The 21415-nt window shown below is 70.6% G+C and carries 20 protein-coding genes and 1 pseudogene; 8 read left to right on the forward strand and 13 right to left on the reverse strand.

Going from position 1 to position 21415, the window contains the following annotated elements; all coding sequences use genetic code 11:
• Nucleotides 1-536 precede the first annotated feature (536 nt).
• A pseudogene (locus tag H537_RS50415) lies at nucleotides 537-1323 on the forward strand (IS110 family transposase).
• A 16-nt stretch (nucleotides 1324-1339) separates the two neighbouring features.
• On the opposite strand, the gene H537_RS0129260 reads toward H537_RS50415, so the two are convergent.
• Nucleotides 1340-1600, reverse strand: a complete 261-nt coding sequence (locus H537_RS0129260) for a hypothetical protein (protein ID WP_029000699.1) — start codon at nucleotides 1598-1600, stop codon at nucleotides 1340-1342.
• 57 nt (nucleotides 1601-1657) lie between these two features.
• The gene (locus tag H537_RS46225; RefSeq protein WP_043460579.1) at nucleotides 1658-2770 is read right to left on the reverse strand and encodes a substrate-binding domain-containing protein; all 1113 of its coding nucleotides are present in this window, start codon (nucleotides 2768-2770) and stop codon (nucleotides 1658-1660) included.
• Nucleotides 2771-2947: 177 nt separating this feature from the next.
• Between H537_RS46225 and H537_RS0129270 the strand changes: the two genes are divergently transcribed.
• The 6 genes from H537_RS0129270 (at nucleotide 2948) to H537_RS0129295 (ending at nucleotide 10385) form a co-directional block, all read left to right on the forward strand.
• On the forward strand, nucleotides 2948-5062 hold the full coding sequence (locus H537_RS0129270; RefSeq protein ID WP_238446844.1) for a TonB-dependent receptor family protein: 2115 nt from the start codon (nucleotides 2948-2950) through the stop codon (nucleotides 5060-5062).
• A gap of 155 nt (nucleotides 5063-5217) precedes the next feature.
• Complete coding sequence (locus H537_RS0129275) at nucleotides 5218-6003, forward strand: quinoprotein dehydrogenase-associated SoxYZ-like carrier (protein ID WP_029000701.1); 786 nt, start codon at nucleotides 5218-5220, stop codon at nucleotides 6001-6003.
• Nucleotides 6000-7046 (forward strand): quinoprotein relay system zinc metallohydrolase 1, encoded by a 1047-nt coding sequence (locus tag H537_RS46230; protein ID WP_064736070.1) that lies wholly within the window; start codon nucleotides 6000-6002, stop codon nucleotides 7044-7046. Before H537_RS0129275 ends, H537_RS46230 begins: the two co-directional genes overlap by 4 nt.
• Before the next feature lie 147 nt (nucleotides 7047-7193).
• Complete coding sequence (locus tag H537_RS0129285; RefSeq protein ID WP_029000702.1) at nucleotides 7194-8933, forward strand: PQQ-dependent methanol/ethanol family dehydrogenase; 1740 nt, start codon at nucleotides 7194-7196, stop codon at nucleotides 8931-8933.
• A gap of 40 nt (nucleotides 8934-8973) precedes the next feature.
• Complete coding sequence (locus tag H537_RS0129290; protein ID WP_029000703.1) at nucleotides 8974-9726, forward strand: hypothetical protein; 753 nt, start codon at nucleotides 8974-8976, stop codon at nucleotides 9724-9726.
• 116 nt (nucleotides 9727-9842) lie between these two features.
• Nucleotides 9843-10385 (forward strand): PEP-CTERM sorting domain-containing protein, encoded by a 543-nt coding sequence (locus H537_RS0129295; protein WP_043460582.1) that lies wholly within the window; start codon nucleotides 9843-9845, stop codon nucleotides 10383-10385.
• Nucleotides 10386-10425: 40 nt separating this feature from the next.
• On the opposite strand, the gene H537_RS0129300 is transcribed toward H537_RS0129295, so the two are convergent.
• The 11 genes from H537_RS0129300 to H537_RS0129350 all read right to left on the reverse strand — a co-directional run bounded on the left by H537_RS0129300 (nucleotide 10426) and on the right by H537_RS0129350 (nucleotide 20870).
• Nucleotides 10426-11436 (reverse strand): tripartite tricarboxylate transporter substrate binding protein, encoded by a 1011-nt coding sequence (locus tag H537_RS0129300; protein ID WP_029000705.1) that lies wholly within the window; start codon nucleotides 11434-11436, stop codon nucleotides 10426-10428.
• Nucleotides 11427-12143 carry a hypothetical protein gene (locus H537_RS0129305; protein WP_051243543.1) on the reverse strand — a complete coding sequence of 239 codons (717 nt, stop codon included), beginning with the start codon at nucleotides 12141-12143 and terminating at the stop codon, nucleotides 11427-11429. Before H537_RS0129305 ends, H537_RS0129300 begins: the two co-directional genes overlap by 10 nt.
• Entirely contained in the window at nucleotides 12143-12637 is a 495-nt protein-coding gene (locus tag H537_RS0129310) for a hypothetical protein (protein ID WP_029000707.1), read from the reverse strand. The genes H537_RS0129305 and H537_RS0129310 overlap by 1 nt, the downstream gene beginning before the upstream one ends.
• Nucleotides 12634-13239: a DUF2135 domain-containing protein gene (locus H537_RS0129315; protein WP_029000708.1), complete on the reverse strand. Its 606-nt coding sequence runs from the start codon at nucleotides 13237-13239 to the stop codon at nucleotides 12634-12636. The genes H537_RS0129310 and H537_RS0129315 overlap by 4 nt, the downstream gene beginning before the upstream one ends.
• A 7-nt stretch (nucleotides 13240-13246) precedes the next feature.
• Nucleotides 13247-13933 (reverse strand): MotA/TolQ/ExbB proton channel family protein, encoded by a 687-nt coding sequence (locus H537_RS0129320; protein WP_238446845.1) that lies wholly within the window; start codon nucleotides 13931-13933, stop codon nucleotides 13247-13249.
• 9 nt (nucleotides 13934-13942) lie between these two features.
• Nucleotides 13943-14725 carry a lanthanide ABC transporter permease protein PedC gene (locus tag H537_RS0129325; protein WP_043460648.1) on the reverse strand — a complete coding sequence of 261 codons (783 nt, stop codon included), beginning with the start codon at nucleotides 14723-14725 and terminating at the stop codon, nucleotides 13943-13945.
• Nucleotides 14726-14772: 47 nt separating this feature from the next.
• On the reverse strand, nucleotides 14773-15933 hold the full coding sequence (locus H537_RS0129330; protein WP_043460586.1) for a type 1 periplasmic-binding domain-containing protein: 1161 nt from the start codon (nucleotides 15931-15933) through the stop codon (nucleotides 14773-14775).
• An 8-nt stretch (nucleotides 15934-15941) separates the two neighbouring features.
• Complete coding sequence (locus H537_RS0129335) at nucleotides 15942-16901, reverse strand: PQQ-dependent catabolism-associated beta-propeller protein (protein ID WP_029000712.1); 960 nt, start codon at nucleotides 16899-16901, stop codon at nucleotides 15942-15944.
• Nucleotides 16902-17000: 99 nt separating this feature from the next.
• Entirely contained in the window at nucleotides 17001-17771 is a 771-nt protein-coding gene (locus H537_RS0129340) for a lanthanide ABC transporter ATP-binding protein PedB/LutE (protein ID WP_375136343.1), read from the reverse strand.
• 5 nt (nucleotides 17772-17776) lie between these two features.
• The gene (locus H537_RS46235; protein ID WP_169517112.1) at nucleotides 17777-18439 is read right to left on the reverse strand and encodes an MBL fold metallo-hydrolase; all 663 of its coding nucleotides are present in this window, start codon (nucleotides 18437-18439) and stop codon (nucleotides 17777-17779) included.
• A gap of 238 nt (nucleotides 18440-18677) precedes the next feature.
• Nucleotides 18678-20870, reverse strand: coding sequence for a sigma-54-dependent Fis family transcriptional regulator (locus H537_RS0129350; RefSeq protein WP_238446846.1), 2193 nt, complete (start codon nucleotides 20868-20870; stop codon nucleotides 18678-18680).
• Between the two features lie 270 nt (nucleotides 20871-21140).
• Between H537_RS0129350 and pedF the strand changes: the two genes are divergently transcribed.
• On the forward strand, nucleotides 21141-21415 hold a 275-nt coding region (gene pedF / locus H537_RS46240), incomplete at its 3' end, for a cytochrome c-550 PedF (RefSeq protein WP_043460657.1).

Raw genomic sequence — 21415 nt, forward strand, 5'->3', positions numbered from 1 at the left:
GGCTGCGCAAGGGCGCTTCGGCCGCGCCGCCGCCACGGCGTCCGGACGAGCCGCTGGGCAGGTTGGGCAGGTCGAGCCAGTCCGATGCCCGCGTGCGCAGCCACAGCCACAGCAGGCACAGCAAGAAGAGGTACGCCACGCCCAGCGCCAGCGGGTAGCGCCACGCCATGCCGTGCACGCCCGCGTGCAGCAGCGCGAAGGAGGCGAGGAAGCCCGCGCCGCCCGTGAGCGCCACGAGCAGCGCCATCTGCAGCCGCGGGAAGCCCTCGCGCTGCAGGCGCCGGCGCGTGCGCTCGATGGCGTAGTCACGGGTCAAGTGCAGGAAGCGGGACACGGCGGCGCCTCAGCGCGGGAGCACGCGCCTTGTATCTTTAAAGCGAGGCATCGGACCGGCTCACGCAGCCCGACGCGCCTCTGGGTTGATGTTGGAAGCCCGTCACTGAGCACTGGGCGCGTGAGCCGGACCGTCCTCTCTTGCAGCCCGAACGGTTGTAGGAACCCGCAGTTCGCATAGACAAGGATGGGAGCGAGAGGACGTGTCCGACTCTGTTTTCGTGGGCATCGACGTGTCGAGCCAGACGCTGGAAGTAGCCAGCAGTGACCATGCCAAGACCTGGCAGGCGAGCAACGACAGCACCGGCATTGAGCAGTTGGTGACGCAGCTGGTGGCGCTGCAGCCTGCGCTGGTGGTGCTGGAGGCCACAGACGGCTACGAGTTCGAGGCGGCGTGCGCTGTGCAGGCCGCGGGGCTGGCTGTGGCGGTGGTTAACCCGCGCATGGCGCGCGACTTCGCACGCGCTTGTGGGTGCGCTGGCCAAGACCGATGCGCTGGACGCAAAGATGCTTGCCAGCTTTGCCCGTGTGCTGCACCAGCACCCCGAACGCGAGCGCTTCGTCAAGCCGCTGGCCGACGCTGAACTGTAGCGCCACCACGCCGAACTCGCCGCGGCCTTGCAAAGCGTGCCAGGCATCGGCGCGGCCAGCGTTGCGGTGCTGCTGGCCGAGTTGCCCGAGCTGGGCAAACTCGACCGCCGCCGTGTCGCCGCACTCGTAGGCGTGGCACCACTCAACCGCGACTCGGGCCAGATGCGCGGCCAGCGTGCCATCTGGGGCGGGCGCGCCGACGTGCGACGCCCCCTCTACATGGCCACGCTCGTTGCCGTGCGCCACAACCCTGTCGTGCGGCTCTACTACGAGCGGCTGCTGGCCGCAGGCAAGCGCAAGAAGGTCGCCTTGGTAGCAGCCATGCGCAAGCTGCTGACGATGCTCAACGCCATCGCCAAGCAGGGCTCGCAGTGGAATCCGGCGCTGCATCACGCTTGACAGCCAAGACGGTTGCTCAGTTCGGACACACCAGCTCGCCCGTGGCCGTGCGGCGGAAGCACATGCCGCGGTCGCGCGTCTCCTGGCTCTCCTTGCGCGCCGCCTCGCCGTCCACGATCTCCTGGCGGCGCTGGTCGTAGTCCCGCAGCTCGCTGCGCGTCTTGCTGCGGCACAGCTCGCGGTCGTTCCAGCCGCGGGTGGCGAGGCATTGCTGCTCCGCGTCGATGGCGGTGCAGCCGCCGCACAGCAAGGCCGCCAGGGCGGCGGCCAGGGACAAGCAGGTTCTGATGCGCATGGGTCGTGGAAGGCGCGGTGCCTTGTGGGTCAACCCGTGCTATCGGCCCTTCTTCGGCGTTTTGAAATGCCACCACGGCAGCGCCTTGGTCAGCGACAGCACCTGGCCCGCATCGGGCGCGGTGTAGCCGGCCAGGGCCTGCAGCGCCTCGGGCCACTCGGGGCTCTCCAGCGCCGCGCGCAGCGCGCGCACCGGGGCGCTGTCCAGCGCGTCCTTCAGGCACACGAGGTAGTAGTCCTCCTCGGTCAGCGGCACGAAGTCCAGGCCGAACTCGCGCGCCGCGGCCTCGATGCCCGGGCCCACGTCGGCCTGCCCGCCGGCAATGGCCGCCGCCACCGCCAGGTGCGAGTCCTCGGGCCGCGCCAGGTAGCCGTCGATCGCCGCCGGGTCCACGCCCGCGGCCTGCAGCAGGTGGTCCATCAGCAGCCGCGTGCCCGAGCCGCTCTGGCGGTTGACGAAGCGCAGCCCGGAGCCGGGCAGGTCGGCCACGGACAGCCGTCGGCCCACCGCGCCGCTGCCGCGCAGCATCAACCCCTGCTGGCGGCGCAGGCAGCCGATGAGCTTGTGCAGGCCCGGCTTGAGCAGCGGCTTGAGCGCGGCGGCGAACACCGGCGAGCCGTCGGGCAGGTGCGGCACGTGGAAGCCCGCCACCGTGCAGCGGCCCTGCGCCAGCGCGCGCAGCGCGTCCACGCTGCCCGCGAAGCGCAGCCCGACGTGGAGCTGCCGCTGCTGCGCCAGCTCGCGCAGCAGCGGCAGGCCCAGGTCGTGGCTGGCGAAGACCTCCAGCACCAGCTGACCGCCGTCCAGGGCCTGTGCCAGGACGTGCTCCAGCTCTGCACGCAGCGCCTCGATGTGTGGCGTCATGCGCGTGCGCGCCTGGCGCTCGGCGATCAGCAGCCGCTGCGCGAAAGGCGTCAGCCGCGCTGCCTGGCCCTGCGTCCAGTGCACCAGCGGCTCGCCCAGCACCTGCTCCCAGTGCTTGAGCGAGCCCCACACGTGGCGGTAGGACGCGCCCATGGCCGTGGCGGCATGGCGGATGGAGCCGTGCTCCTGCAACTTGTTGAGCAGGTCGAACAAAGGGTTCTCGACTTCGGGCCCGCGCTGGCCGCGGGACTCGAAGCTGTACTGCAGATGGATACCGCGCGTTTGCATATGGCGCGGGATGGTAGCGGGGGCACCTGCTCCATCGCGGCGCAGCGACAACAGGGGTTTGTGCCCCCTTGGCACGTGAGGCGCTGTTGGGTCTGATCCTGGCCTGCGTTTTCAGATCCGCTTTCCACAACAATGAACATCCGAGTTTTCCCGCCGACCCCCCGACTGCGTCCGTGTGTGCTGGCTTGCGCGGCGGCGCTGGCGTCGCTGGGCGCGCTGGCGCAGGAGGGCGCCGCGGCCGGGCAGGGCGCGACGCAACAGGTGGTGGTGACGGGCTCGGTGCGCGAGCGCGTCGCGGCCGAGGTGCCCTACGCCATCGGCGTCATCGGGCGCGAGGAGCTGCGCGCGGCCGGGCCGATGATCAACCTGTCCGAGGCGCTCTCGCGCGTGCCGGGCCTGATCGTCAACAACCGCAACAACTACGCGCAGGACCTGCAGGTCAGCTCGCGCGGCTTCGGCGCGCGCGCCACCTTCGGCGTGCGCGGCCTGCGGCTGTACAGCGACGGCATCCCCGCCACCATGCCCGACGGGCAGGGGCAGGTGTCGCACTTCGACCTCGCCGGCGCCTCGCGCATCGAGGTGTTGCGCGGGCCCTTCTCGGTGCTCTACGGCAACAGCTCCGGCGGCGTGATCGCCGCCTTCAGCTCGCCGGTGCGCGAGCGCCAGGGCGAGGTGGCGCTGGACATGGGCAGCGACGGCCTGCGCCAGCTGCGCGGCAGCGTGGAGGCGCCGCTGGGCGGCGGCTTCGACCTGCGCCTGAGCGGCTCCACCATGGAGTACGACGGCTTCCGGCCGCAGATGGAAGCCAAGCGCCACACCTTCAATGCGCGGCTGGGCTGGCAGGGCGAGAGCGACCGCGTGATCGTGCAGGCCGGCTACTTCAGCCAGCCGGCGCAGGACCCGCTGGGGCTCACGCGCGCGGAGTTCAACGCCAACCCCTACGGCACCACGCAAGGCCAGGTGCGCACCAGCCCCCCGGGCAGCCCCAGCGTGCCCGTGGCGCAGGTGTTCAACACCCGCAAGGACGCCGAGCAGACCCAGGTGGGCGTGAGCTGGAAGCACAGCTTCGGCGACGGGGTGCTGCGCGAGAGCCAGGTGGCGGCCTACTCCGGCCGGCGTAGCGTCACGCAGTGGCAGTCGATCCCGCTCAACGTCCAGGGCGCTCCCACCCACAGCGGCGGCGTGGTGGACTTCGACCGCGAGTACCGGGGCATCGATGCGCGGCTGCGCTGGAGCTGGGAGGACGTGGACCTGCTCACCGGCGTGGCCTACGAAACCCAGGGCGATGATCGGCGCGGCTTCGAGAATTTCACCGGCACCGCGGCCGCGCCCACGGCGCTGGGCGTCTCGGGCATTCAGCGCCGCGACGAGCGCAATCGCGCCACCACGCGCGACGCCTACGCGCAGCTGGACTGGAAGCTGGCCTCCACCCTCAACGCCAGCGCCGGGGTGCGCAGCGGCGAGATCAAGCTCAGCACCCGCGACTTCTACGTCCGCACCGGCAACCCCGACGATTCGGGCGACCTGAAGTTCAACTACACCAACCCCGTGCTCGGCCTGCGCTGGCAGGCGCTGCCGGCCCTGCAGCTGCATGCCAGCGCGGCGCGCGGCTTCGAGTCGCCCACGCTGACCGAGCTGGCCTACCGCTCCGGCGGGGTGGGGGCGGGCTTCAACACCGCGCTGCAGCCGCAGAGCAGCCGCCAGTTCGAGCTGGGCGCCAAGTGGCGCGAAGGCGCCTGGGGCATGGACGCGGCGCTGTTCCGGGCCAACGTGGACAACGAGATCGGCGTGGACACCAACAGCGGCGGCCGCTCCAGCTACAAGAACGTGGGCCACACCCGGCGCCAGGGCGCGGAGCTCTCCACCACCTGGCAGCCGCAAGCCGCTTGGCGTACGCAACTGGGCATGACGTACCTGGATGCCAGCTACCGCGACGGTGCCTTCGTGGGCAACCGCATCGCCGGCACCCAGCGCACCAGCGCCTTTGGCGAGGTGGCCTGGCGCAACGCGGGCCTGGGCGAGTGGGCGCTGGAGGCGCGGGCGCTGGGGCGCACCGCGGTCAACGACCTCAACAACGACTTCGCGCCCGGCTACGTGATCACGAACCTGCGCTGGATCAAGAGCTGGCCGCTGGCCGGCGGGCGCAAGGTGGAGCTGCTCGCGCGCGTGGACAACCTCGCCGACAAGGTCTACGCCGGCAGCGTGATCGTCAACGAGGGCAACGGCCGCTACTTCGAGACCGGCGCGCCGCGCAGCTTCCTGCTGGGGGTGCGGGTGTACGGCGGGTTCTGATACCCGGCCCCGGCCCGGATCTGACGCAGCGCAAACCGCCGCGTCCTGCTCCGGTCCGGGCATCAGCCTCGCGCACGCCCTTGCTCCACCCTGGAGCAACTCCCGGGTAGACCCGGAATGGCGGTCGCCACCCGCCGCGCGGCACAGTCAATCCCATGAAAAGACGTCATGTGATGGGCGGGGCGCTGGCTTGGCTGGCTGCGCCGCTGGCGGTGCTGGCGCAAGGAGACAAGGACCCGCTGGGCTCCTCCCAATGGGAGGACATCCGGCGCGAGTTCCTGGGACAGGCGCCGGTGGTGTTCGACGAGCGCGTGCAGGTGCGCGGCCCGGCCTTCGCCGAGGACCCGATGGCGGTGCCGGTGAGCGTGTCGGCGCTGGGGCTGCGCGACGTGAAGCAGATCGTGGTGCTGGTGGACCGCAACCCGATCCGCAAGGTGCTGGACTTCCAGCCGCAGCTGGCGCTGCCGGCGCTGAGCTTCCGCTTCAAGCTCGAACAGGCCAGCCCCGTGCGCGCCGCGGTGCGCACTGGCGACGGCGTGTGGCACGTGGGCGGCACCTGGGTGGAATCCACCGGCGGCGGCTGCACCGTGCCGGGCGCCACGCGCTCGGACGGCAGCTGGGCCAGCACGCTGGGGCAGGTCAGCGGCGCGCTGTTCGAGAGCCCGCTGGACGCGCAGGCCACGCGGCTGCGGCTGCGCGTGATGCACCCGATGGACACCGGGCTGGTGGCCGGCGTGCCGGCCTTCTACATCAACCGCCTGGCGGTGCTGGACGAGGCCGGGCGCGAGCTGCTGCTCTTCAACGGCCACGAGCCGCTGAGCGAGAACCCGGTGCTGAGCTTCGAGCTGCCCGGCCGGACGCAGGGGGCGCTGCGCGTGCGCGGCAGCGACAACAACGGCAACCGTTTCGACGCGGCCGTCGGCCGCCGCCTGCTGCCATGAAGCACCTTCGTCTCCTGTGCGCTGCCGCCGCGCTGGCGCTGGCAGCCGTTGCGTCCCCGGGCATCGCCGGCCAGGCCGACGCGGCCCGCCTCGACTACAACCTGCAGGCCCGCGCGCTGGCGCCGGGGGTGTGGGTGGTGGAGGGCGCCAACGCCGATTTCGATCCTGCCAACGGCTGCAACATCATCAACACCGGCTTCATCGCCACGGGCGCGGGCGTGCTGGTGATCAACACCGGGCCCTCGCTGAAGTACGGGCAGCAGCTGCGCGCGCTCATCGAGCGCACCGCCGGCGAGCCGGTGAAGCAGGTGATCCACCTGAACCTGCATCCCGACTATTTCCTGGGCAACCAGGCCTTCGCCGACGTGCCGCGCGTGGCCACCCCAACCACGCGCGCGGGCATGGCGCGCGAGGCCAAGGCCTACGAGGACAACCTCTACCGCCTCTGTGGCGACTGGATGAAGGGCACGCAGGCGCTGCTGCCCGATGCCGACGTGGCGCCGGGCGTGCTGCGCATGGGCGGGCGCGAGATCGAGCTGCGCGAGTACCAGGGTCACACCGACAGCGACCTGGTGCTGGTGGACCGCGCCAGCGGGGTGGTCTTCGCCGGCGGGCTGGTGTTCGTGCAGCGCATTCCCACCACGCCGCACGCGCGGCTGCCGCAGTGGCAGCAGAGCCTGCGGGCGCTGCAGGCCGCGTTGCCGGCGCAACCGGCGGCCCAGGGGGCGCCGGGCCTGAAGGCGCTGGTGCCCAGCCACGGGCCGGTGCGCGCCGACGCGCAGGGCGTGGCCATGACGCAGCGCTACCTGGGCTGGCTCGAAGGCACGCTGCAGCGCGCCGCGGCGCAGGGACTGGAGATGACGGAGCTGCTGCGCAGCCCGCTGCCCGAGGAGTTCCAGGGCTGGGGCGCGCGCGCCACCGAGTACACCCGCAACGTCGTGCACCTGTACCCGCGCTACGAGCAGGAGGCGTTGCGGCCGGCCTGTGACACCAAGGCGCGCGCGACGTGTGAAAAGCTGGGACAAATTGCGGAGAAACCCTGACTACAAGGGTGCTTTGCGGAGGCCGAAACGGCTTCTGGAGCGGCTCTAAAGCGGTTCGCGGCGGTGGCACGCTTGTTGCGCAAGGTGTCCCCGCGCAGCGGCCGCACAAACCGGTCGAACACCGCATCCACTCACGAAGGAGACAACATGCGCTTCAAGATGATCACCACGATGGTCGCCCTGGCCATGGGCTCGATGGCTGCCCAGGCCGTCGTGACCGACAAGATGATCCTGGACGACGCCAAGACCACCGGGGACGTGCTGTCCTGGGGCATTGGCACGCAAGGCCAGCGTTACTCGCCGCTCAAGCAGATCAACACCTCCACCGTCGGCAAGCTGGTGCCGGTGTGGTCCTTCTCCTTCGGTGGCGAGAAGCAGCGCGGCCAGGAGTCGCAGCCGGTGATCCATGACGGCGTGATGTTCGTCACGGGCTCGTACTCGCGCATCTACGCGCTGGACGCCAAGACCGGCCAGAAGCTGTGGAAGTACGAGCACCGCCTGCCCGAAGGGATCATGCCCTGCTGCGACGTGATCAACCGCGGCGCCGCGCTCTACGACAACCTGGTGATCTTCGCCACGCTGGATGCGCAGCTTGTCGCGCTGAACCAGAAGACCGGCGATGTGGTGTGGAAGGAAAAGATCGAGGACTACAAGGCCGGCTACTCCGCTTCCGCCGCGCCGCTGATCGCCGAGGGCCTGCTGCTGACGGGCGTCTCCGGCGGCGAATTCGGCGTGGTGGGCCGCGTCGAGGCGCGTGACCCGAGGACGGGCCAGCTGGTGTGGAGCCGTCCGACCGTCGAAGGCCACATGGGCTACAAGTACGACAAGGACGGCAAGCAGACCGAGAACGGCATCTCCGGCACGCAAGGCAAGAGCTGGCCGGGCGACCTGTGGCAGACCGGCGGCGCCGCCACCTGGCTGGGCGGCACCTACGACCCGCGCACGGGCCTGGCCTACTTCGGCACCGGCAACCCGGCGCCGTGGAACTCCAACCTGCGCAAGGGCGACAACCTGTTCTCGTGCTCGACGGTGGCCATCGACGTCAAGACCGGCCAGATCAAGTGGCACTACCAGAACACGCCCAACGACGGCTGGGACTTCGACGGCGTCAACGAGTTCGTGACCTTCGATGACGGCGGCCGCATCCTGGGCGGCAAGGCCGACCGCAACGGCTTCTTCTACGTCAACGACGCCAAGACCGGCCAGCTGGTCAACGCCTTCCCCTTCGTCAAGAAGATCACCTGGGCCACCGGCATCGACCTGAAGACGGGCCGTCCCAACTACGTGCCCGAGAACCGCCCGGGCGACCCGACCGCCAGCGCCGACGGCAAGAAGGGCCAGACCGTGTTCGCCGCGCCGGGCTTCCTGGGTGGCAAGAACCAGATGCCGATGGCGTACTCGCCCGAGACGAAGCTGTTCTACGTCCCGGCCAACGAGTGGGGCATGGACATCTGGAACGAGCCCATCACCTACAAGAAGGGCGCGGCCTACCTGGGCGCCGGCTTCACGATCAAGACGCTCAACGAGGATTACGTCGGCGCGCTGCGCGCCATCGATCCCAAGACCGGCAAGATCGCCTGGGAAGTCAAGAACAACGCGCCGCTGTGGGGCGGTGTGCTGACCACCGGCGGCAACCTGGTGTGGTGGGGCACGCCTGAGGGCTTCCTGCAGGCCGCCGACGCCAAGACCGGCAAGGTGCTGTGGAAGTTCCAGACCGGCTCCGGCGTGGTTGCGCCCCCGGTGACCTGGGAAGACAAGGGTGAGCAGTACGTGGCCGTGGTCTCCGGCTGGGGCGGCGCGGTGCCGCTGTGGGGTGGTGACGTGGCCAAGCGCGTGAACTACCTGGAGCAGGGTGGTTCCGTCTGGGTGTTCAAGCTCACGAAGTAAATCGCGAGCAAACCGGGGTGGCCGGGCTAAGCTGTCAGCGATGACACGATGGCCTGGCTTTCAGCCAGGGCTGGCGCTGTGCGCGGCCCTGGTTTTTTGTTTTTCGGCGCTGCCCGCGCGCGCCACGGACCGGCCCTACCTCGTGCTGCGCACCGCGGCGATGGAGGACGACGAGCAGTCCTGGATGCTGGGCGGACGCCTGATCCGTACCGGCGCGGACAACGCGCTGCAGTTCGGGCTCGAATACGGCTTCACGCGCGCCACCTCCATGGAACTGGAGTGGACCGTCGAACGTTTCGGCGGCGGTGAGCACGCCCGCGAGGCCGAGCTGGAGTTCAAGCACCTCTTCAACGACATCGAGCGCGACGGCTGGGGTGCCGGGCTGAGCGTGATGCTGGGGCTCACGCGCGAACGCCTGGAAGGCGGCGAAAGCGCCGCGGAGCCTGACGAGCCGCCGGGCCGGCGCGCGCGCCGCGGCCTGCTGGTGCAGCTGCCGCTGAGCGTGTCGCTGTGGGAAGAGCAGGGCCTCGCGCACTTCAACCTGGGCTGGCAGCGCCAGCCCGCGGGCGGCGGCCAGGGCTTCCTCGCCGCCGGGCTGGAGCGGCGGCTGGCAGGGCGCACCTGGGGCTTCAGCGAGGCGATCTGGCAGCCGGGCAAGCACCTGCTGCACGCGGGCATTCGCCACTGGCTGCGCCGCGACCGCCTGGCGCTGGACCTGAGCGTGCAGCGCCAGCAGGACGATGGTCGCTGGCGCAACGGGGTGGTGATCGGCGTCGTGGCTTACGACCTGTGAGCCGCGCGGAACTGCGGTTCACCCTTATCCGGGCGGTCCCTATCCGAGCGGTGTGCAAGAGGTCGTGAAATAAGCACGATTTCGTAACTTGAGCTCATTGGGCAGAGGGAGAAATCGTGAAGAAGTTGATCGCAGCTGCCGTCTTGGCGGGGTCGGCGGTAGGCAGTGCGGTGGCGGCGCCACTGATGGGTAGCGTTCTCAACTACCAGTACTACTACCCGACCCTGGGCTCGCCCTATGCAGGTACGCCCGACGTCAACAGCAATTTCATCGTGGGCCCTGGCGAGGAGTTCTACACCCTCACCGACGCCATCGGCAGCCTGGACGTCACGGCCAACCAGATCATTGTCGAGTTCAGCCACAACTCGATCTTCGGCCCGGCAGCCTTCAGCGGCTGGGTGCTGACGGACATCTTCGGCACGATCGACAACTTCACCTCGGTGACCTTCGACGCGGCCACCAACATGATCGGCCTGGATGCAAGCCGCCTGAGCTTCACCGCCGACACCATCGCCCTGAACTGGCAGGGCTTGTCCTTCGATGCCGACACCCGCGTGGTGCTGAACGTGGTCACCGGCAATCCGGTTCCTGAACCCGGCACTCTGCCGCTGCTGGGCGCTGCGCTGCTGGGCATCGCCTTCATCCGGCGCCACAGCTGAAAGCTGCAGGGTGGTTGCAGGCAGCAGCGGAGCGACGGGCTCAGCTGTTGCCCTTGGCCAGCCCCAGCTTCTCCACCGCGCGCCGCTCGGCGGCGTAGGTCTCGCGCATGCTGCGCGCGTAGTCCTCAGGTCCCAGGTAGGCCAGCTCCTGGTCGTACTTGGCCAGCTCGGCCACATGCTGCGGGTCGAACATCGCGGCCTTGAAGGCGTCGTGCAGCGTGGTCACCACCGTGCGCGGCAGCCCGCGCGGACCGGCCAGCCCGTACGGTGACATGGCCACGATGCCGTGGCCCAGCTCCTTGAGTGTCGGTACCTGCGGCCAGCGCTTGGTGCGGTGCTCGCCCAAGGTGGCCAGCAGGCGCAGCTTGCCGCTGTCCACGAAGGGCGCGAAGCCGTTGGAGGTCACGCCCGCCATGAGCTGGCCCGAAGACACGGCGATCATCTGCTCCGCCACGCCCTTGTAGGGCACGTGCACCCACTGGATGTTGCGGCGGCCGAAGAGCTCGTCCATCACCAGGTGCGGCGTGGTGCCGGTGCCGTTGGTGGCCACCGTGAGCTCGCCCGGGTGCGCCTGGGCCCAGGCGAACAGGTCATCCAGCGAACGCAACGGGCTGGTTGCGGGCACCACGATGCCGAAGGTCACGCCGCTGATCTGGATGATGGGCGTGGTGTCGCGGATCGGGTCCCAGGCCAGCTTCTGCACCCACGGCGCGCGGAAGACCGGCTGCGGCATCTGCGCGATGGTGTAGCCGTCGGGCGCGGCCTGCTGCAGCACCGGCATGACCAGCGTGCCGCCGGCGCCGCCGCGGTTCTCGATCAGCACCTTCTGTCCCAGGTGGCGCCCGGCGATCTCGGCCAGCAGCCGCATGGTCAGGTCGGTGGCGCCGCCCGCGGCCCAGGGCACCCACAGCGTCACCGGGCGGCTGGGGAAGCGGTCGGCGGGCTGCGCGAGCACGGTGGCACTGGCAGCGCCGGCCATGGGTGCCAGCAGCGTGCCGGCGATGCGCCGCAGCGCGCCGCGGCGCCCCAGCAGGTCTTGTCTCATTGCCATGACAACAGCTCCATGGTCAGGGTGCCGCCGAGCAACATGGGTGAGCCCGCGAGCTCCTGGCGCTGCAGCTTCACCAGCCCCACGTTGGGGCAATACCACTCGGTGGTCAGCAGTGGCAGGTCACGCCAGCCGCTGACCGGATCGGCAAACAGCTTCAGCGCCGCCGTGCCCTTGACGCGCAGGCAGCCTTCGAAGTGCCCCGCGCGCGTGTCCACGGCTTGTCCCAGCGCCTCGATGACGTAGTTCATGGGCACCGCCGGCGCGCTGTGGCGCACCTCGGCCGGAAAGCCCTGCCGGCGCTGCAGCAGGTACGTGATGGTGGGTGCCGCCCACTGCGTGCCCACCGCCAGCGGCGCCTTGAGCACGTAGCGCCGCGCCTCGTCGCGCTCGGGCTCGGCCTGCACCAGGCTGCGGCTGGCGACGCGGAAGACGCCGCTGTCGTCGGCGCGCAGCCAGTAGTCCATGCCCGCGTCGCTGCGGCGCAGGAAGGCCGCGCCGTCGGAGAGCGAGCCGTCGCTGCCCAGCGACTCGAAGCTGCGCTGCTCGCGCTCCACGCGCTGGTCTTCCCAGTCGGTGCGCAGCTCGTAGGTCCAGCGGTGGCCCGATTCGAGCGGGAACAGCTCCGCGCCCGGCGCCTTGGCGCCGCAGCCGGCCAGCAGCGCCGTGGCGGCGGCCAGTGCCGGAAGGAGCAGGGGGTGCGCGCGCATTACTTCTCCGGCAGCTGCGGCGCGGGCAGGTCGCGGATGGTGATGCGCTGCTCGTCGCTGCCCGGGCGCAGCCACGACACCCCGCCCTTGCCCGCGCGCGGCTCGGCGGTGCCGACCTGGCTCACGCCCTGGCGCGTCTTCTTCATGCCCTCGTCCAGCAGCGCGTGCAGGTCCTTGGCGTAGGGCAGCTTGTAGGCGCGCGGCTGGCGCGCGGGCTTGCCGTTCTCCAGCGCGTTGACCCAGACGTAGAGCGCGCCGGGATTGGTCTTGCCCGGCTCCTCGATCACCGCCGCGAGCAGCACGAACTTCTCCGGCAGCGGGTCGGCGTTGGGCCAGCCCGCCAAGCCGTGCGCCGTGTCGTCGGCGAAGAAGTAGAAGACCGTCACGCCCACCACCAGCAGGCCCTTGAGCCAGGCCGGCCAGCGCGACCACACCAGCGCCAGCGTGCACAGCAGCACCAGCATCACGAGAGAGAGGATCAGGGCGAGGGTCATAGCCGTTGCACCAGCGATTTGGGAAGCGTGCTGACGTTGGTGACGTTGCCGTCGGGCAGCACCGTGAAGCGGACAGCCGTGGCCTCGTCGCCCTTGCGGGCCAGCTGGACCTGTCCGTAGAACACCACGTCGGCGCGGGGATTGACCTTGATGACGGAGACGGTGGCCTCCACCGGCTTGCCGTTCTTGGTCTCGTAGTAGTGCACGTTGACCGTGAACTCGCCCGGCTCGATGCCGCGCAGCGTGACGACTTCCTGATTCAACGGGTTGACCACCTGCTTGCCGTTGATCACCACCATGTCGTTGGTCAGGCCGCGGTCGTCGCGGTCCAGGTGCATCAGCCCGGCCTCGCGGGTGCGGAACCACACCAGCTCGCCGGCGGGATCCTGCACCCAGGTGTCGAGGTCGTTGGGGTCCATGTCGGGCCAGGACACGTTGATGATGAACTCGGCCTTGGCGGGGATGTCGCCCGTCTTGAGCGCCTTCGGGTTCATCGCCAGCAGCGCCACGATGAAGCAGAACACGAAGGCGATGAGCATGTTGAACAACATGTCATAGAAGGGATCGACCTCGGCCTCGCGGGTCGTGCGGCGCCTGCGCATCGCTTGCTCACTCCTTGCCGGCGTCCAGGCGCAGCCCGGCGCGCTGGATGTCGGCCACCAGCACGTCGGCGTAGCGGTCCAGCCGCGTGAGCTGCAGGCCCAGCAGGATGTTGCCCACCAGCCCCACCATGGTCGTGAGCAGCGCCACGCCCAGGCCCGTGGTGAGCTGGCGCAGCAGCTCCTGCGACTGCGTCGGGTCGAAGCTCTGCAGCTTGCCGATCTGCAGCGCCAGGATCGAGAAGCCGATCACCTTGCCCAGCAGCCCCAGCTTGAGCTGGATGCCGTTGACCCACCACGCGGTGCCGTGCGGGCCGTGCGTGCGCTCCAGCAGCAGGTCCATGGGTGCACCGCCGTCCTGGGGCCGCGCGCGCAGCGCCTGCAGGTACTCCGCAGCCCAGCCCGCGCCGTGCGTTCCCTGCGCCAGAGCCGCGCGCTCGCGCTGCAGCACGCGCGTGCGCGTGCCGCACCATAGCGACGCGGTGAAGAAGATGACGATGATCACCAGCGTCAGCCCGGTCGGGTCGGCCGACAGCAGCAGGCCCCACACGCCGCGCACGCCCAGCAGCCAGGTGGCGAAGCCCAGCAGCCCGGCCAGGGTGAGCCACTCGAGGGCCAGGGGCTCCACCGGCGCGGCGTCGGACTTGCCGTGGGCGCGCCGCGGCGTGATCGCGGCCAGGGACGGGAGCATCTTCATCGCGCCCTCTCAGCCGCGCTTGGTCAGCGCGCCGAAGCCGCGCTGCGGGTCGTAGCCCCAGCTCGCGACGAGGAAGCACAGCGCCAGCGTGCCCAGCACGATCCAGGGCGAGACGCCCGGGTCCTTGCCGTAGAGCGCGAAGCGCATCCACTCCACCGCGTGCGTGAACGGGTTGAAGCGCGCGATCTGGTACACCCAGTTGGCGCCCGACTCCTCCAGCTTCCACAGCGGATAGAGCGCGGTGGACATGAAGTACATCGGGAAGATGACGAAGTTCATCGTCCCGGCGAAGTTTTCCAGCTGCTTGATGTGCACCGACAGCAGCAGCCCCAGCGCGCCCAGCATCAGCGCGCCGCACACCGCCGCCAGCAGCACGCCGGGCAGGTGCTCCAGCACCGGCAGGTCGGTGCCCAGCAGCGCCGCGACGATGACGAAGGCCGCGGCCTGCGCCAGCGACAGCACGGCGGTGGCCATGAGCTTGGACAGCAGGATCCACGGCCGCGGCAGCGGGGCGGTCAGCAGCAGCCGCATCAGGCCCATCTCACGGTCGTAGACCATCGCCAGGCTGGACTGCATGCCGTTGAACAGCAGCACCATGCCCACCAGGCCCGGCGCGATGTAGACTTCGTAGGGCGTGTAGGTGTCGTAGGGCTCGGCGATGGCCATGCCGAAGACGTTGCGGAAGCCCGCGGCGAACACCGCCAGCCACAGCAGCGGCCGCACCAGCGCCGACACCAGGCGGCCGGACTGCTGCGAGAACTTCAGCAGTTCGCGCCAGACGATGGCGCGCATGGCCAGCAGCGCGTGCGCGATCACGCCCAAGCGTTCGCGGGCGGGGGTCAGGGTCGAGGGGCTTTGCACAGCTTCTCCGGCGCATCGGCGCCCAGGGTGTCGAGCGCGTTCTTGGGATGGAGCACGCCTTCGACCGGCGCGGTGGAGATCACGCCCTGGCCGTCGGTGAGCAGCAGCGGCTGGCGCAGCTGGCCGTCCCAGGGACGGAAGCTCATCACCACGCCCTTGGAGCCGTCCACGCTGCCTTGCAGCAGCGCCTTCTCGAAGTTGGCCAGCGGGCCCTTGGGCGCGGCCGTGGCGGCGGCCACCAGGGCCTTGCCCGCCATCCAGGACGACCAGTCGGCGGCCGTCATGGGCCGGCTGGCGGCCTTCATGAAGCGGCGCGAGACCTGCGGCGCGCCGAAGCGCTCGAACTGCGCATGCCACGCCACCGCCACCAGGCCCGCGTCGCCCACCACCGGGCGCGGCAGCGCGGTGCGGTAGGGCAGCGAGCGGGCGAACTCGCCGTCGCTGTCCACCACCCACACCGCGTCGTAGCTGGTGCCGCCGGTGAGCAGCAGCGGGTTGGCCAGGTTGCGCTCGCGCGGGTCGGCCGAGAGCTTGAAGGGCTTCGTGCCCACCAGCTTGAGCCCGTAGCGCTTGATGGCGGCCTGCGCCACCGCGGCGCGCTCGGCATCCAGCGGCGTGGGCCCGGTGAGCAGCAGCACCTGCGGCCACTTGCGCGCGGACAGCGTCTGCGCCAGGGCATCGGCGCGCATGCGCTCGCTGGGCGCCAGGTGCAGCAGGCGCGGGCGGCAGTCGGCCTCGCGCAGCCGGTCGTCGGCGGCGCCCAGGTTGAGCACCGGGCGCTGCACGACGTCGGCCACGGCCAGCGTGGCGGCGACATCCAGGTCGGTCAGCAGCACGGCGGCGCCGGCCTTCTCGGCCTTCTGCGCCGCGGCGCGCGCGGCCGCCGCATCGGCCACCGGCACGGTCTCCACCACGAGCGAGGTGCCCGCGGCGTCGAGCTCGAAGGTGGCTTCCTTGATGGCGACGCCCAGGCCGTCGCTCGCGGGGCCGCCCGGATGGCCCAGGTAGGCGCGCTCGACGCGGCTGCGCTCCAGGCGCGGGTCGTCGGCGCGCACCAGCAGCGTCACCTTGTAGGGCACGGCCTGCGCGGCGCCGGCGGCGGCCAGCAGCAGCGCTGCGGACAGGGGGCGAAGTTGCATCGACAACCTCATTCCAGGATCACCGACATGTAGGGCACGCGGCCCACGGGCACGCTCTTGAGCGCCTTGCCCGCGCCCACGTCGACGATCGTGATGTCGTCGCTCAGGCCGTTGGTGACCACGAGCTGGCTGTCGTCCTTGTTCGTCGCCACGTGCCAGGCGCGCTTGCCCACCAGCACGGTCTTGACCAGCTTGCGGCTGGCCACGTCCACGAAGCCCACGTGGTTGGCGCGGCCCATGGCGACGAAGAGCGTCTTGCCGTCGCGCGCCATGGCCACGCCCACGGGCGTGATGTCCTCGGCGCGCGCGCCCTTGAGCTCCAGCGGCACGGTGGCGAGCACCGTGTGGTCCTTGGTGGAGATCACGCTCAGGCTGGCGCCGAGCTCGTTGCTCACCCACAGCTGCGCGCCGTCGGGCGTGAAGGCCATGCGCCGCGGGCGCTTGCCCACGGCGACGTTCTTGAGCAGCTTGCCGCTGGCCGCGTCGATGACGTGCACCATGTTCGCGACCTCGGAGGTCACGTACACCAGCTTGCCGTCCGGCGAGGTCTTCACGCCTTCGGGCTCCTTGCCCACGGGCACGGCGGCCAGCTTCTTGCCGGTGGCGGCGTCCAGCATCTGCATCTCGCCCTCGTCCTCGGCCGAGACGTACAGCGCCTTGCCGTCGGCCGAGAAGTCGAAGGCCTCGGGGTCGTCGCCCAGCGGGATGCGGCCCACGGACTTGCGCGTGGCCACGTCGATGATGTCGGCCTGGCTGGAATCGCCACAGGCCACGTAGAGGCGCTTTCCGCCCGGCGCGAGCTGCATGTGGCGCGGGCGCTTGCAGGTCTCGATGACGCCGGCCACGGCCTGCGTCTTGAGGTCCACCAGCGTCAGCGCATGGTCCTTCTCGCTCGACACCCAGACGGTCTGGGCCGAGGCCGCAAGGCCCGACAGCGCCAGCAGGCTGGCCAACAGCGTCTTCTTCAAGGCTTGTCTCCTGTGATCAGTTGCGCGCGCATCTGCGTGCGCGTCGCATGTTGTCACGCCATGGCGGGCGCGCCTGCCGCGCCGTGGCATGTGCCCTTGTCAGGCGGTGGCTTTGACGAAGGCTTCCTCCAGCGTGCCGCCGCCGAGCTGCTGCGTCACCGCGTCGGGCGTGCCGTCGGCCAGCAGCACGCCCTTGTGCAGCACCAGCACGCGGTCGGCGGCCTGCGCCTCCTCGACCAGGTGCGTGGCCCACAGCACGGTGCTGTCGCGCGCGGCGACGTCGGCGCGGATGGCCGCGAGCAGGTCGCGGCGCGACTTCGGGTCCAGCCCCACGGTGGGCTCGTCCATCAGCAGCAGGGCGGGGCGGTGCAGCAGCGCGCGCGCCAGCTCCACCTTGCGCCGGTTACCGCCGGAGAGCTCGCGCACCGCGCGGGGCAGGTCCTTGCTCAGGCCGAAGGTTTCAGCCGCTTCCTCGATGCGCTGGCGCGCCAGCGCCGCGGGCAGGCCGTGCAGCTGGGCGTGGAACTGCAGGTTGCGGCGCACGCTCAAGTCCAGGTCCAGCGACATCTGCTGGAACACCACGCCGATGCGCGCCAGTGCCTGGCGCGTGCTGCGGCGCAGCGACAGCCCGTCGATCTCCACCTCGCCCGCATCGGGCGCGAACAGCCCCGTGAGCAGCTGGAACAGGGTGGACTTGCCGGCGCCGTTAGGACCCAGCAGCGCGACGTAGCTGCGCGGCGCGAGCTGCAGGTCCAGCGACTTGAGCGCCACGCGCTCGCCGTAGCGCTTGTGCAGCCCGGCCAGGCGCAGCCGGGGCGGGGCGCCCGCATCGGCCGGCAGGGTCTGCGGCGCCGGGGTTGGCAGGGGCACGCTGCTCACAGCTCGATCTCCATGCCGTCAAAGGCGTGCTCCAGCGCGGCATGGCCCGGCGCGGGTTCGGGCAACTGGGCGGCCGGGTGCAGCAGCACGCGCCGCGCGCTGTTCTCGCCCGGCTGCGCCGCGCCGGAGTCGCCCAGCAGCAGGCAGTCGGCGCCGTGGTTGGCGGGCAGGGGACGCGGCCCGGGCCAGTACAGCAGGCGGCGGCCGTCGCGCAGGTCTTCGACTTCCAGCGCCAGCGAGCCGCCGGGCGAGTGTTCGTCGCCGGCGGCGAAGGCCGTGAAGCGCAGCCCGGGCAGGCCGTCGATGCGAAAGGGCGCCGCGGCGCTGTCGCCGGCCACGGGCAGCAGGTGCCAGTGCACGCCGCAGCAGCGGTCCACCACCTGCAGCAGCGGCAGCTCGGTGGTCAGCGACTCGAACACGGCCGGCGTGGCGTAGAGCTCCACCGGCGGGCCGTCGCGCAGGCCCAGCAGGCCCTCGACGTGGTCCATCTGCGCATCCATGAGCACCACGCCGGCCAGCGGCTGAGCCTGCAGTTGGGGATGGCGCTGGAGCTGGCGCTCCAGGTCAGCCGGGGCATTGAGCAGCACCCAGCGGCTGCCGTCGGACAGCGCGGCGGCTCGCGCGGCGCTGCCCTCGGCACCGAGCAGCAGCAGTTTCATCATGCAGCGGCGCGGCGGGCCAGCGCGGCGCAACGAAGGTGAATCGGCACGGAAAGTCTCCTGATCGTCCTGGACCGCCGCCAGGGCGGTCTGGGTGGGGTTTTGATGCCGTTTCGCAAAAGCCGTGCCGGTGGCTTTTGCAACGGTTAATAGCCTAAAAAGTTCGCCGAGTTAACAAGATCGTGCCAGGTGGCAGCAGTTCCGTTTCAGACTGACACAGTGCAAACCCGGTGACTGCTCAAGTGGCGTCACCGTCCTGGCGGTTCCAGCGCAGCTTGCGGTAGATGGTGTTGCGGCTGATGCCCAGGCGCTTGGAGGCCTCGGAGATGTTGCCGCCGGCGGCATCGAGGGCGGCCTGGATCATGGCGATCTCCTGCTCGTGCAGCGTGCGGGCGCTGGGCGCGGGCGGCGCCGCCGGGGGCATGAAGCCGGCCGGGCCGGGCTGCGGCACGCCCACTGCGGCGCCATAGGCCGCGGCCATGCTGGGCGGCACCGCCGTCGCGGGGGCGAAGGCCGCACCGAAAGGGGCCGCGGCGCCGCCCGGTGGCAACGGCATGGACAGCGCGGCGGGCGCGACGGCGGCCTGCGGCTGGGCCATGGCGGCGTGGGCCGCCGCGGCCTGCTGCTGGGCCAGCCGGCGCACGTCTTCCAGGAAGTCGTCCGAGAGGTGGGCCTGCGTGATCTGCGGCTCGCCCGCGGCCATGACGGCGGCGGTGCGCAGCACGTTGGCGAGCTGGCGGATGTTGCCCGGCCAGTCGCAGTGCTGGAACAGCGCCATCACATCGGCGCTGATGCGCGGCGCACCCTGCGGGCATTCGTTGGCCAGGATGCGCTGCGCCACCACGGGCAGGTCGCTGCGCTCACGCAGCGGCGGCAGCCGCAGCACCAGGCCGTTGAGGCGGTAGTACAGATCCTCCCGGAACTCGCCGCGCTGGATCATCTCGCGCAGGTTGCGGTGCGTGGCGCCGATGACGGCGATGTCCACCGCGATGGACTTGCCGCTGCCCAGCGGCGTGACGCAGCGCTCCTGCAGCACGCGCAGCAGCCGCGCCTGCAGCGGCAGCGGCATGTCGCCGATCTCGTCGAGGAACAGCGTGCCGCCGTTGGCCTGCACGATGCGGCCGGTGGCGCCCTTGCGCCGCGCGCCGGTGAAGGCGCCTTCCTCGTAGCCGAAGAGCTCGGCCTCGATCAGCGACTCGGGAATGCTGGCGCAGTTGACGGCCACGAAGGGCTGCTTGGCGCGGTTGGACTCCTGGTGCACCGCGTGCGCGAGCAGCTCCTTGCCGGTGCCGGTCTCGCCCAGGATCAGCAGCGGGATGTCGCGGTTGATGATGCGCCGCGCCTTCTGCACCACGACCTCGATCTGCGGATCGCCGGTCTGCAGGTAGGCCAAGCCCGTGGGCAGCGCACCGGGCGGGGGTGCCGGGATGGTTGCGTCCGCAAACGCCGGCGCCTGGGGCGCCAGGCCCTGCGCGGTGGCCGGGGCCGCCGGGATCTCCAGCGCCGGCGCGCCGGCCGGCACGGCGGCGAAGGCCAGCGACGCCCAGTCCATGCGGGCGTTGGCCAGGAACTGGCGCCCGTCGGGCAGCATCAGCTTCATGGGCAGCGCCAGCGGGCTGCGGAAGTGGTCCACCACGGCGGCGACGGTGGTGCCGAAGAGCGTGGACAGCGTCTGGTTGCGCAGCGCCACGCCGGAGATGCCCAGCTGGTCCAGCGCGCTGCGGTTGGCGCCCACGAGCTTGCCGTCCGCGCCCACCACCACGATGCCTTCGAGCAGCGTGCCGATGAACTCGGGGCGGCTGTGGAAGTGCAGCCGCAACCGGTTGGCGCAGTGGTCGTTGAGCCAGTGGTTCTCGATCATGCGCGCCGACATGCGCACCAGCCCCATGGTGTGCTGGTGATAGGTGCGCTGGTCGGCGCTGACGTCGAGCACGCCCAGCATGTTGCCGCGCGGGTCGAAGATGGGCGCGGCCGAGCAGGTGAGGAACTGGTTGGCGTGCATGAAGTGCTCGTCGGCATGCACGAGGGTGGGCCGCTCGGCGAACAGCGCCGTGCCGATGGCGTTGGTGCCCTTGGAGTGCTCGGCCCAGTTCACGCCCGGCGACAGCGCCACCTTGCCCGCGCGCGTGAGGAACTCCTCGTCCCCGACGCTGTGCAGGATGGTCCCGTGCGCGTCGCACAGCACGATCATGCTTTGCGTGCCCGCGATCTGCTCCAGCAGCAGCTCCATCACCGGCGCCGCATGCGCGAACAGCTTGCGGTTGCGCTCGCGGGCGTCGTTGAGGTCGCTGCGCATGAGCGGCTCGTAGTCCGGCCGTTCGATGCGCGTCAGACCCAGTGCCGCGCAGCGCTCGTGCGACTGCTTGATCAGGTCGACATGGGCCGCCGTGCCTTCGGCCGGCGCCGCAATGCTGCTGCGGTGGATCGACATGGGTGCTTCGTCTCCGTGGCGCGCCTTCAGGGCACGTCCGTTCATGGGGCTGCGCCACCGCGGAGCTGTGTCCCAGGTGGCTGCAGCATTGTTTCATTCTTGAGCAAATGCTCAAACGCGGGCGCAATGCTGTAGCAATCCCCGGGCACTGTCCACCCGGCTTACCCGCATCCTTACCGTTTCCTGAATGCCAAAACGCACGTTTCGGCTTTCGTGGCATAGGCCTTGCAAAAGTCCGGCCCGTTCGATGTCACAACTCAGGAGACAACCATGCCCGCGCGTTCCGCACTCCGTTTTTCCTCGCGCCTGACGGCGCTGCTGGCCGGCGTGATGCTGGCTGGTGCCGCCCTGGCTCACGGCGACGTCACGCCGCAGGCCGTGGACACGCATGAGCTGCCTTCGCTGGGCGACGGCTGGCGCGACCAGAACCCGTTCCGCGGCAACGACACGGCCATCAAGATCGGCTCCTCGGCCTACAACCAGAACTGCGCCCGCTGCCACGGCCTGGAGGCCATCTCCGGCGGCATCGCGCCGGACCTGCGCAA

The organism is Azohydromonas australica DSM 1124, assembly GCF_000430725.1.
Taxonomy (GTDB): Bacteria; Pseudomonadota; Gammaproteobacteria; order Burkholderiales; family Burkholderiaceae_C; genus Azohydromonas; species Azohydromonas australica.